Raw genomic sequence first — 10,889 nt, 5'->3', positions numbered from 1 at the left:
GCCCGAGGGGGCCGGAGAGCGGGTCCGGCGGGAGTGGGTCGGCCCTGTGCCGGTCAGGGGCCGTGGGGGCCGTCGGTGTCCTGGGTCGCCTGGTCCTCGCTCCGGAGGTGCTCCATGGCGACGGCGAAGTGGTCGCCCATGACGTTGGTGAGGTGGTGGGCCATCTCCTGGGCCAGGACCGCGTCCACCGCCTGCTGGGCGAGGGGGCGCACCTGACGGATGAGCTCGGCGATCTTCGCGACGTCCTCGCTCTGGATCACGGTGCCGGGGGCGTGCTCGGCGATGATGTGGTCGGAGACCTGGCGGACCATGTGTTCGGAGACGTCACCGATCCTGTCCCGCAGGTTCTCCGCGATGTCCAGCACCGCCCCCACGCTCATCCCCAGCTTGACCAGCTCGACGCCGGCGTGCAGCAGGCGCGGGCTCGGCACCCGGAAGCGCAGTCCGTCGCGCTCCAGCACACCGAGGTCCAGGGCGCGCCTTATGGTCCTGGGGGTCACCCCCTTGCCGAACAGGTCCTTGAGGTCGCCCATGCCGACGTAGTCCGCGATCTCGTCGCTCCAGGCGTCGCCGACGGCGGACTCGAAGCCGAGGATCTCGGACAGGTCGCCGCCGCGCTCCCACACCTGGAACATCTCGCCGATGTTGGCGAAGGTGTAGCCGCGACGGAGGAGCTGGCCGATCAGCCGCAGACGTGCCAGATGCGCCTCGGAGTAGATGCCCACGCGGCCCTGGCGCCGGGGCGGGGCGAGGAGACCTCGGTCCTGGTACACCCGGACGTTGCGCACCGTCGTGTCGGCGAGCCGGGCGAGTTCGTCAATGCGGTATTCGGCCATGGAACCCAGCCTAGAGACCCCGGAGTGCCGTACTCATCAGTAAATCCGCTCCCCGGGGCCGTTGAACGATGACAACGGAGATTGTAACGTTCTGGGTGATCGGAGTGAACGGGGTCACACCACTCGAACCGCCCGTTCGGCGCGCCTCCGGCACGGAAACCCCTGGAGGGACCCATGTCCGTGGGAAACGCGCCGACACCGAAACTCACCGACCGCGAGGACATCGCCAAGCGCCTGCTGCGCGGCTCAGCCAAGGCCTCGTTCGACCCCCTGGTGGAGATCGACTGGGAGGCTCCCCTGGAGGACCTGTGGGGCATGCGCCCCGAGCGGGTCTCCCTCTACGGCACGCACCTGTGGGGCCGCCTCAGCGAGGACGAGCGCCGGAAGCTGTCCCGGCTGGAGATGGCCAGCACCATGGCCACGGGCATCTGGTTCGAGACGATCCTCATGCAGATGCTGGTCCGGCACGTCTACCACAACGACCCCACGACCCTCCACGTCCAGTACGCCTACACCGAGATCGCCGACGAGTGCCGCCACACGGTCATGTTCGCGAAGGCCATCGAGAGGTTGGGGTCCAGCGCGTACCGGCTGGACCCGGTCGCCCACTTGCTGGGCAACCTCTTCAAGGCGATCGCGCACGGGCCGCTGATCTTCGCCGGCGCCCTCTTCGTGGAGGAGATCCTCGACCAGCTCCAGCGGGAGATGATCGACGACGAGAGCATCGAGCCGGTCGTGCGCGCCACCTCCCGCATCCACGTGATCGAGGAGGCCCGCCACATCCGCTACGCCCGTGAGGAGTTCCACCGGGACTGGGTGCGGCGCGGCGCCGTGGACCGGGCCTACTCGCGGCTCGTACTGGGCCTGGTCACCTACTACGCGACCACCAGGCTGATCCACGCGAGGGTCTACGAGAGCATCGGCCTCGACCCCCGCGAGGCGCAGCGGGCGGCCCGCCGCAACACCCGCTTCATCGACAGCAAGACCGAGCTGTCGCGCAAGGTGGTCAGGACCCTCGACACGGCCGGGGCCATCTCCGGCCTGGGCCGGTACTTCTGGCGGAAGGCGGGGCTGCTCGGACGCTAGGGCGAGCGCGGAACCGGGCGTCCTCCACCGGGGGGCCGTGCGCACGCGCGCACGGCCCCCCGGCGTGTCCGCACGCCCCCTCCGAGCCCCTGCCACACCGCCGGAACACGGACCTTACTCGTGAGTAAATTTCCCGTGTCTACCCATTGCATTGTGACAATGCTCGTTGTAACGTTCCGGCAATGACTGTGGAGGAGATCACATGACGGCCCCCTTGCCTCGCCACCTGAGTCGGCTGCCCGGCCAGAACGCCATCGTGACCGGTGCCTCCGGTGCGTTCGGCAGCGCCACGGTGGCGGTCCTGCGCCACCTCGGCGTCAACGTCGTCGGGATCGACCGCAAGCCCGCCCCCGGCGTCGTCGCCTGCGACATCACCGACGACGAACAGGTGCGCGCGGGGGTCGCCCAGGCGATCGACCAGCTCGGCGGGAGCCTGGACCTGCTCATCCACTACGCCGGGGTCGGCCCCTCCGTGGACATCGGCCACCTGCCCGACACCCATGCCCACCAGGCGCTGGAGGTCAACCTCCTCGGCACCTGGCGGGTGACCGCCGCCGCGATGCCCGCCCTGCTCCGCAGCCGTGGCCGCGTGATCGTCACCGCCTCGCTCCTGGCCAACCTCCAGCTGCCGCTCGCCGGGGCCTACACGGTCTCCAAGCGCGCGGTGACCGCCTACGCGGACAGCCTGCGCGCCGAGTACGGCACGCATGTCGGGGTGACCACGGTCTACCCCGGCTACGTGGACACCCCCATCCACGAGAGCTCCCGCGCCACCGGTGCCTCCCTCGACGGCCTGGTGCCCGCCGAGACCGAGCGCGACACGGTGATGACGGTGGTCCGCGCCGCCGGTGCCCGACGCGCTCCCCGCGACGTCGCCTGCACGGCCTTCGGGACGGCCGCCCTGCACCTGACCAAGCACTTCCCCGGAACCACCGAACAGATCGTGTCGCTCCAGCTCGGCCTGCTCCTCAGCGACGGCGCCTTCTCGGACGCGGAGATCGCCCGGGGGCTCCATTCGCGCCACAGTTCCCCGCACGCCCTGACCAGCGCCTCCTGAGGAGGAACGAGATGACCGCCGAAGTCGTCGCCAAGCCGAAGATCACCGACCGCGAGGACATCGCCAAGCGCCTCCTGCGCGGCTCCGCCAAGGCCTCCTTCGACCCCCTGGTCGAGATCGACTGGGACGCCCCCGTGGACCCCGAGATGTGGGCGATCCGCCCCGAGCGCATCTCCCTCTACGGCACCCACCTGTGGGACCAGCTCAGCGACGAGAAGCGCAAGGAGCTCTCCCGGCTGGAGGTCGCCAGCGTCGCCACCATCGGCATCTGGTTCGAGACGATCCTCATGCAGATGCTGGTCCGGCACGCCTACCACAACGACCCCACGAGCCTCCACGTCCAGTACGCCTACACCGAGATCGCCGACGAGTGCCGCCACACGGTCATGTTCGCGAAGATGGTGCAAAAGCTCGGCTGGGAGGCGCACCGGCTCGACCCGGTCACCTTCCACCTCGGCCGCGTGTTCAAGGCGATCGCGCACGGACCGTTGATCTTCGCGGGCGCGCTCTTCGTGGAGGAGGTCCTGGACCAGCTCCAGCGCGAGGCGGTCCCGGACGAGCAGATCCTCCCCCTGGTGCGTTCCGTGGCCCGCATCCACGTCACCGAGGAGGCGCGCCACATGCGGTACGCCCGCGAGGAGTTCCAGCGTGACTGGCCCGAGCGCGGCGCCCTGAACAAGGCCTACAGCCGGATCGTGCTGGGCCTGGTCACGTACTACTCCGCGACCCGTCTCATCAACCCGAAGGTCTACGAGCAGGTCGGACTGGACCCGAAGGAGGCCTCCCGGGTCGCGAAGGGCAACCCGCACTGGGTGGAGACCAAGACGTGGGCCGCCCGCAAGGTGGTCAACACGCTGGACACCGCGGGTGCGATCACGGGCCTGGGCCGGTACTTCTGGAAGAGGGCCGGGCTGCTCGGACGGTAGTACCGTCCCGACCGGTCCCACCCGCGACCACCGTGGCCCCCGTGCCACGGCTCCCACGAGAGGACCACCTCTCCCCGAACACCGTCGTCGGAAGGCGCAACGCGCCACGTCTTCCGGCGGCGGCCCGGCGTCGGGGGCTGAGAGCGAACGCGCCACGCGCTCAGCCCCCGACCCCCTCCCCCCGGGGAACGTAACGCGCCACGTTCTCCGGGGGCCCATACTTACCGGTCGGTACACCAGCGTCCAGGGCCGCACCGAGCCCGTACGAAGGGAACAGCATCGTGACCGAAGCAGTGCCGCACTACCGGGTCGCCATCATCGGCTCCGGGTTCGCCGGGATCGGCATGGCTGTGCGCCTCACGCAGGCCGGACTCCGGGACTTCGTCATCCTCGAACGGGCCGACGGGATCGGCGGGACCTGGCGCGACAACTCCTACCCGGGAGCCGCCTGCGACGTCCCCTCGCACCTGTACTCCTTCTCCTTCGCGCTCAACCCGGACTGGAGCCGCACCTTCTCCCCTCAGCCGGAGATCTGGGAGTACATGAAGCGGGTCGCCGGTGAACACGGCGTGGACCGGCACGTGCGCCACGACAGCGACGTCCGGGCCGCCCGTTGGGAGCCCGAGGAGAACCGCTGGCGGATCGAGACCTCCAGCGGCACCGTCACCGCGCAGTTCCTGGTCAGCGGCGCGGGACCGCTCGCCGACCCCACCTACCCGGACATCAAGGGCCTCGACTCCTTCGAGGGCAGGCTCTTCCACTCCGCCGAGTGGGACCACGACCACGACCTCACCGGACGCAAGGTGGCGGTGATCGGAACCGGTGCGTCCGCGATCCAGTTCGTGCCGAGGATCCAGCCGCTCGTGGGGAAGCTGTCGCTGTTCCAGCGCACCGCCCCGTGGGTGATGTTCCGCCACGACCGGGACATCACCCGGGCCGAGAGCTGGCTCTACCGGAACGTCCCCGGCGCCCAGCAGATCGCCCGCAAGGGCATCTACTGGGGTCGCGAGACCTACATCCTCGGGTTCGCGAAGAACCCCAGGCTGCTCGGGGTGGTGGAGCGGCTCGGCCGGGCCAACATCAACCGCAGCGTGAGGGACCCCGAGCTGCGGCGCAAGCTCACCCCGACCTTCCGCGCCGGGTGCAAGCGCATCCTGATGTCCAACGACTACTACCCCGCGCTGGCGCGGCCCAACGTGGACGTGGTCACCGACGGCATCGTCGAGGTCCGGGCGAACTCCGTGGTCACCCGGGACTCCTCCGGCCGGGAGACCGAGCACGAGGTGGACACGATCATCCTCGGCACCGGCTTCCAGGTCACCGACCCACCCATCGCGCACCGGTTGTACGACTCCTCGGGGCGGTCCCTCGCCGAGCGCTGGGGCTCCGACGTCCAGGCCTTCCGGGGAACCACCGTCAACGGCTTCCCCAACGCGTTCGTGCTGGCCGGGCCCAACACCGGTCTGGGGCACACCTCTCAGGTGTTCATGATCGAGGCGCAGATCCGCTACACCATGCAGGCGCTCAAGTTCGCCTGCAGGAACCGGGTCGACCGCCTGGAGCCCCGACCCGAGGCCCAGCGCGCCTACAACGAGATGGTCCACAGGTCCATGCGGGGAACCGTGTGGGTGACCGGCGGCTGCGACAGCTGGTACCTGAACGCGCAGGGCCGCAACACGACGCTGTGGCCCACCTTCACCTGGAACTTCGCGCTGCGCACCCGCTGGTTCGACCCGCACAACTACGACCTGCGCCGCGCCCCCGGCGGACGGCGCCCGAGCCGGGTCCCGGAAGGAGCGGCCACATGAGCGGATTCGACGACGAGGAAGAGGAGTACCAGGGCACGGTGACGGTCCAGTTGCTCCAGGAGGCCTCCAACGACTCGGACGCGGAGAGCTTCGAGGTCCGCGCGCACTTCGCCGGGCACTTCTCCCCGCTGACCGGCGACTACCGGTGGAAGGGACGCCTCTCCCCGGAGCCCGGCCTCACCAGGGCCTACGAGCAGGGTGCGCGTACAGTCGTCGTGCGCACCCCCGACGGACACGAGGGTGTCGGCAGGCTGGACACCCCCAACCTGTGGGGCGGGCACCCCGTGAACGGCTCGGGCACGCCGCCCTTCGCCGTCCCCCGTATCGACCTCGACGACGACTGAGGCCCCGCGCCCACCCGACCTGACTTCCCCCGAGTGAGAGGCAGACCCCCATGGCGACACGACACGTGGGACAGGCACAGGAACTCCGGGTGCGCTCCGCGGACGGCACCCGGCTGCACGTGGAGGTGCGCGGTCCCGCGGACGGGCCGACCGTGGTGTTCTCCCACTGCTGGTCGACGTCCCTGGCCTCCTGGGGTCCCGTGGTGCGGGACCTCGACCCCGACCTCCGCGTGGTCCTGTACGACCAGCGCGGGCACGGCCGCAGCCAGACCCCCCTCACCCGGGCGGGATACGGGCCGGAGAAACTGGCCGACGACCTGTGCGCGGTCCTGGAGGCCACCGTTCCCTCCGGTCGGAAAGCTGTGGTCGCGGGGCACAGCATGGGCGGGATGACCGTCATGGCCTCCGGGCCGCGTGCGACCTTCAAGGAGAAGGTGGGGGCGGTGCTCCTCACCAACACCGGGTGCACGGAGCTGGCTGATCGGGCCACCGCGATCCCGCTGCCGGGGGCGCTCGGGCGACTCGGGTCGAGGGCCTTCCTGACCGCACCGCTCCCCCTCGGACCGGCCAACGCCGGGAGCGCCAGCGTGCTGCGGTTCCTGGTCATGGGGAAGAGGAGCAGCCCGGCCGCCAAACGGCTCTGCGCCCGGCTCGTCCACGGGTGCGCCAGTGTTCCCCGCAGTGAGTGGGGCCGCGTCATCACCCAGCTGCACCTGGACGATTCCGTGCGGGAGATCGCGGTGCCCACCATCGTGGTGGGCGGTGAGGAGGACAAGCTGACTCCCCCGTGGCACGCGCGGCACGTCGGCGGTCTGGTCCAGAACCCGGTGGAGGTCCGCATCATCCCGGGGCTCGGCCACATGGGTCCGCTGGAGGCCCCCGACACCCTGGCTGACCTGCTCGGGAAACTGGTCGCCAGCCACATCGACACGGAGTCCTAGGGCGGCCCCACATACCGGGGCGCGGTGCAGAGGTGGCACCGCGCCCCTTCTCTGTTCACCGGTCGCGGGCTCCGACCGGTGGAGCTTCGTCGGCGGAGTGTTCCCGGGCCGGGGTGGAGCCGTCGGCGACCAGGGGGGCGAGGGAGTGGGGTCGTCGCCTCGTACTCGGGGAACACCTCGTCCAGCTGTGACGCATCGCCCAGCCGCGACCAGCCCCGACCAGCCCCGCGTGCGGGGAGCACTGTCGTTGACCTGCGCTTCCATCCCGGCAGGTCAGTCGCAGTTCGCACGGCCCTCGGAGCCGGACCAGAGCGACACGAACATCCTCAGTGCTCGCGGCCGCCGGTGGGAATCACGTGCTCCGACACCTCGGAGTGCACCTGGTGGAGACGCGCCTGAACCGACCGGCGCAGTTTGGCCAGGCACTCGACCAGCGTGATGTCGTCCCCCACCAGGCCACCCTTGGCCACCACGGGGGTTCCGTCGAGCGGGCCTCCGCTGAGGTGGCCGTGGACTGCCAGTGGGACGATCTCCCCGCCCACGTCGAAGGCGTGCACGTCGAGTTCGTCCAGCAGGCTGGCGGTCAGATCGCCACCGGTCAGGTAGAGGCCGCTGGGCAGTGCCTGGGGCCCGACCGTGTCGGCGAGCTCGTTGACGACGTCGGCCACCAGGCGGGCGACGCGTCCGGGCAGCTCGGCCCGAGCGTACGCGGGCAGTTCGCGAACGCCCTCGGCGGTGGTGACCACCCTCAGCACGCAGAGTTCGGGAAAGCCGGAAGAGGACAGGTGGTCGGTGAGCTCGCTCGCCACCTGGTCGGCGTGGTCGCTGTCGGGATCACTGAGCGCCACGGCGTCCAGGTCCACGAACCGGACCGCGCCGGTGCGGGCGACCGTGGCGAGCTGGCGGCGGGTGAGGTCGGTGCTGCTCCCCGCCACGGCGAGGAGGGGTCCCCGCGAACCGGCCTGGCCGCGCAGGCGCAGGGCGTAGGCGAGCAGGGCCCCGGTGGGACCGGGGTCCACCGCCACCCAGACGATCCCCTCGGCGTGGTGGGCGGCGGCCGCGGCCTCGGCGATGTCCGTGAGGTGCTGCTCGGTGCTGGCGTCGCAGAGCACGATCGGCTCGTCCCCGGCAAGGAGTTCGGCGGTGAGCATCTCCTTGGTGATCCGTCTCAGGGGCACGTGGCGCACGGCGAGGTCGCTCTGGGACCGGAGGATGTCCGAGACCACGCTGGTGGTCATCGGGCAGAGGGGGTCAAGGGCCAGCTCGCTGCGTTCCAGCGGCACCCCGTCGAGCAGTTGCACGCCGTCCTCGGTGATGCGGCCGGAACCGGGGAAGGCCGGGGCGAACAGCACCCGGACACGGGTTCCGGCGGGCAGGCGCTCGCGAACGGCCGCGTAGGTGGCCTCGATCTCCGCGCCGACGTTGCCGCGCAGCGTGGTGTCGGTGCGCTTGACCACCAGACCCACGGGCCACACGGCCTCGACCACGTCGGTGACGAGGTCCGCCGCCTGTTCGGCGGGGACGTGTCTGCTGTCGAGGTTGGCGACCACCACGTCGTAGTCCCCGGCGACCCGGCTGACGTGCTCGGGGGTCACCGTCGCCACACGCATACCGGTGCGGGCGAACCGTGCGCCGGTGGCGTTGGCTCCGGTGAGGTCATCGGCGACCACGAGGACCTGGGCCACGGCGCTGCTCCTTCGATGTGGAAAACCCTGCACTCCAACATAGGGCCAAGGCGAGGGTTCGGGAGCCGGTCAGCTGGCTGGCAGGCGCACCACGGATCCGGTCCGGGCGGCACGGCGGGCCGCCTCGATGACCTCCAGTCCGTGGATGACCTCGTGCAGGTCCACCGGCAGTGGCTCACCCTCGCCCACGGCGTCACGGACCCCGGCGTAGAACTCCGGGTAGGCGCCGCGTGCGCTGGGCACCGGTTCGGTCCGGCCGTCCGCGCCGAGGAGGCCCCAGTCCTCTCGGGGCACCACGCCCCAGTCCGCGGTGTCCGGGCGCTCCCCCGCGGTCAGCCGGGCCTCCTGGCCGTCCAGGCCGTGGCTGGTGAAGGCGGCCTCGTCGCCGAGGACCCTGAACCGGGGGCCGGTCTGCGCGCTGAGGGCGCTCATCCACAGGTGGGAGCGGGTCCCCCGCTCGTGCCCCAGGGACAGGAACACGTCGTCGTCGGCGTTCACACCCGCGCGGCGGGCGTCGATCTCCGCGTAGACGGTGGCCACCGGACCGAACAGGTTGACCGCCTGGTCGATCAGGTGCGGGCCGAGGTCGTACAGCAGCCCCGCTCCCGCGTCCACGCCCCCGGTCTCGCGCCAGCTCCCCTTGGGTTCGGGCCGCCAGCGCTCGAACCGCGACTCGAAGCGGTGCACCCGTCCCAGACTGCCCTCCTCGATCAGCTGCCACAGGGTGAGGAAGTCCGCGTCCCAGCGACGGTTCTGGTAGACGGTGAGCACGTGGCCGAGCTTGTCGGCGAGGTCGGTGAGTTCCCGGGCCTGGTGCGCGGTCAGCGCGAAGGGCTTGTCCACGACCACGGCCAGCCCCGCCTCCAGCGCGGCCCGCGCGAGCGGCGCGTGGGTGTCGTTGGGGGTACTGACGACCGCGATCTCGTAGCGCCCGGCGTCGGCCCACAGGTCGGCGGCGGTGGCGTACACGGTGACCCACGGATAGCGCTCCCGCGCGGCCCGGGCGCGATCGGCGGAGCCGGTGACCACGGCGGACAGGCGTAGTCCGGGTACGGCGTCGATGAGCGGCGCGTGGAAGACCTCACCGCCCTTGCCGTAGCCGACCAGGGCCACGTGCAGCTCGGGTCCGTCGTGTCCGGAGGCGCCCTGATCAGGGCTGGTGGGTGCGTCAGCCATGCCCCCAATGTACGGCTCCGTCGGACCTGCCGGGCGGTCGGACCCGCCCCGCCGGGCGACGGTGACGGCCCTGGGCACCGCCCACGGGCGTCAGGTGGAGCGGACGGCGGTCCGCGCGGCCTCCAGCGCGGTGGTCCGGTAGGCGGCGCCGAAGAGGCACACGTGCACGAGGAGCGGGTGCAGCTGGTGCAGGGCCACCCGGCCGCGCCACCCGGCCGAGAGCGGGGCGACCTCGTTGTACGCGTCGCGGACCCGGTCCAGGTGGGGCAGGCCGAACAGCGCCAGCATCGCCAGGTCGGCCTCACGGTGGCCGCCGTGCGCGGCCGGGTCGATGAGCACCGCGTCGCGGGTGCGCCACAGCACGTTGCCGCTCCACAGGTCCCCGTGGATGCGCGCGGGCGGTTCGGGTTCCCCCGCCAGCTCCTCGACGGAGTCGACCACGCGCTCGATCGCGCGGGCGTCGGTGGGCGTGAGCGCCCCTTGGTCCAGTGCCTGGCGCAGGTAGGGGCGCAGCCGCTGTTCGGCGTAGAAGCGCGGCCAGTGCCGGGCGGGCGTGTTGTCCAACGGCAGCGGACCGATGTAGCCGGGCCAGTCAGCGCCGAAGGCGTCCGCCCCGGTCAGGTGAGTCCCGGCGAGCTGTCGGCCGAGCCGTTCGGCGGCGGCGGGCGTGGGCTCGTCCTGCTCCACCAGGGGCAGGACGAGCAGGCGTTCGGCCCAGCCCAGTGGCTGGATCACCGGAGAGCCGAAGCACCGGCCGAGCCACTCCAGGCCGCGGGCCTCGGCTGCCAGGGCGCCGACCGGTTCGGGCCCGCGTGACTGGGACTTCACGAACAGCCGGGTGCCGTCGGCCAGTTCGACGTAGGACAGGGTCCAGTCGTGGCTGGTCCCGGCCTTGGCGGCGCGGCGGACCTCGGTGTCCAGCAGCGCCGCGACCCGGTCGGCGAGGGTGCCGGTCTGCGGGTCACGGCCCGGTCTTCCCGGCCCGTCGCCGGTGCCCCCGAAGGACCGCACGATCGGCTCCCTCTCCATG

10 protein-coding genes are annotated in these 10,889 nt (G+C 71.3%); 6 read left to right on the top strand and 4 right to left on the bottom strand.

Annotated features, from left to right (window positions below; genetic code table 11):
• Positions 1–53: 53 nt before the first annotated feature.
• Entirely contained in the window at positions 54–836 is a 783-nt protein-coding gene (locus ADX84_RS08925) for a MerR family transcriptional regulator (RefSeq protein ID WP_049570407.1), read from the bottom strand.
• A gap of 174 nt (positions 837–1,010) precedes the next feature.
• Here ADX84_RS08925 and ADX84_RS08920 point away from each other — a divergent pair, with 174 nt between their 5' ends.
• The 6 genes from ADX84_RS08920 to ADX84_RS08895 all read left to right on the top strand — a co-directional run bounded on the left by ADX84_RS08920 (position 1,011) and on the right by ADX84_RS08895 (position 6,998).
• Entirely contained in the window at positions 1,011–1,922 is a 912-nt protein-coding gene (locus ADX84_RS08920; protein WP_049570404.1) for a diiron oxygenase, read from the top strand.
• A 202-nt stretch (positions 1,923–2,124) separates the two neighbouring features.
• On the top strand, positions 2,125–2,979 hold the full coding sequence (locus ADX84_RS08915) for an SDR family oxidoreductase (RefSeq protein ID WP_049570400.1): 855 nt from the start codon (positions 2,125–2,127) through the stop codon (positions 2,977–2,979).
• An 11-nt stretch (positions 2,980–2,990) separates the two neighbouring features.
• Positions 2,991–3,905 (top strand): diiron oxygenase, encoded by a 915-nt coding sequence (locus ADX84_RS08910; protein ID WP_049570396.1) that lies wholly within the window; start codon positions 2,991–2,993, stop codon positions 3,903–3,905.
• A 281-nt stretch (positions 3,906–4,186) separates the two neighbouring features.
• Complete coding sequence (locus ADX84_RS08905) at positions 4,187–5,713, top strand: NAD(P)/FAD-dependent oxidoreductase (protein ID WP_049570392.1); 1,527 nt, start codon at positions 4,187–4,189, stop codon at positions 5,711–5,713.
• The gene (locus tag ADX84_RS08900) at positions 5,710–6,057 is read left to right on the top strand and encodes a DUF4873 domain-containing protein (protein ID WP_049570389.1); all 348 of its coding nucleotides are present in this window, start codon (positions 5,710–5,712) and stop codon (positions 6,055–6,057) included. Before ADX84_RS08905 ends, ADX84_RS08900 begins: the two co-directional genes overlap by 4 nt.
• A 50-nt stretch (positions 6,058–6,107) precedes the next feature.
• Positions 6,108–6,998 (top strand): alpha/beta fold hydrolase, encoded by an 891-nt coding sequence (locus tag ADX84_RS08895; RefSeq protein ID WP_049570385.1) that lies wholly within the window; start codon positions 6,108–6,110, stop codon positions 6,996–6,998.
• Positions 6,999–7,324: 326 nt separating this feature from the next.
• Here the strand turns inward: ADX84_RS08895 and ADX84_RS08890 are convergent, their stop codons facing one another.
• The 3 genes from ADX84_RS08890 to ADX84_RS08880 all read right to left on the bottom strand — a co-directional run bounded on the left by ADX84_RS08890 (position 7,325) and on the right by ADX84_RS08880 (position 10,888).
• A complete protein-coding gene (locus ADX84_RS08890) occupies positions 7,325–8,683 on the bottom strand; it encodes a four-carbon acid sugar kinase family protein (protein WP_049570382.1) in 1,359 nt (452 codons plus the stop codon).
• A gap of 69 nt (positions 8,684–8,752) precedes the next feature.
• Positions 8,753–9,859 carry a Gfo/Idh/MocA family oxidoreductase gene (locus tag ADX84_RS08885; protein WP_049570380.1) on the bottom strand — a complete coding sequence of 369 codons (1,107 nt, stop codon included), beginning with the start codon at positions 9,857–9,859 and terminating at the stop codon, positions 8,753–8,755.
• 90 nt (positions 9,860–9,949) lie between these two features.
• Positions 9,950–10,888 carry a fructosamine kinase family protein gene (locus ADX84_RS08880; protein ID WP_049570375.1) on the bottom strand — a complete coding sequence of 313 codons (939 nt, stop codon included), beginning with the start codon at positions 10,886–10,888 and terminating at the stop codon, positions 9,950–9,952.
• Between the last annotated feature and the right edge of the window lies 1 nt (position 10,889).

The sequence above is a fragment of the Nocardiopsis sp. SBT366 genome (genome assembly GCF_001083815.1).
In the GTDB taxonomy this organism is placed as follows: Bacteria; Actinomycetota; Actinomycetes; order Streptosporangiales; family Streptosporangiaceae; genus Nocardiopsis; species Nocardiopsis prasina.
The sequence above is the reverse complement of the archived record's forward strand: the minus strand, read 5'-3'. Positions and strand labels throughout refer to the sequence as shown.

What these genes read in the sequence shown, in the direction of transcription:
- ADX84_RS08925 (WP_049570407.1), bottom strand. Translation starts at nt 836, where the DNA reads ATGGCCGAATACCGCATTGACGAACTCGCCCGGCTCGCCGACACGACG.
- ADX84_RS08920 (WP_049570404.1), top strand. Translation starts at nt 1,011, where the DNA reads ATGTCCGTGGGAAACGCGCCGACACCGAAACTCACCGACCGCGAGGAC.
- ADX84_RS08915 (WP_049570400.1), top strand. Translation starts at nt 2,125, where the DNA reads ATGACGGCCCCCTTGCCTCGCCACCTGAGTCGGCTGCCCGGCCAGAAC.
- ADX84_RS08910 (WP_049570396.1), top strand. Translation starts at nt 2,991, where the DNA reads ATGACCGCCGAAGTCGTCGCCAAGCCGAAGATCACCGACCGCGAGGAC.
- ADX84_RS08900 (WP_049570389.1), top strand. Translation starts at nt 5,710, where the DNA reads ATGAGCGGATTCGACGACGAGGAAGAGGAGTACCAGGGCACGGTGACG.
- ADX84_RS08895 (WP_049570385.1), top strand. Translation starts at nt 6,108, where the DNA reads ATGGCGACACGACACGTGGGACAGGCACAGGAACTCCGGGTGCGCTCC.
- ADX84_RS08885 (WP_049570380.1), bottom strand. Translation starts at nt 9,859, where the DNA reads ATGGCTGACGCACCCACCAGCCCTGATCAGGGCGCCTCCGGACACGAC.
- ADX84_RS08880 (WP_049570375.1), bottom strand. Translation starts at nt 10,888, where the DNA reads ATGGAGAGGGAGCCGATCGTGCGGTCCTTCGGGGGCACCGGCGACGGG.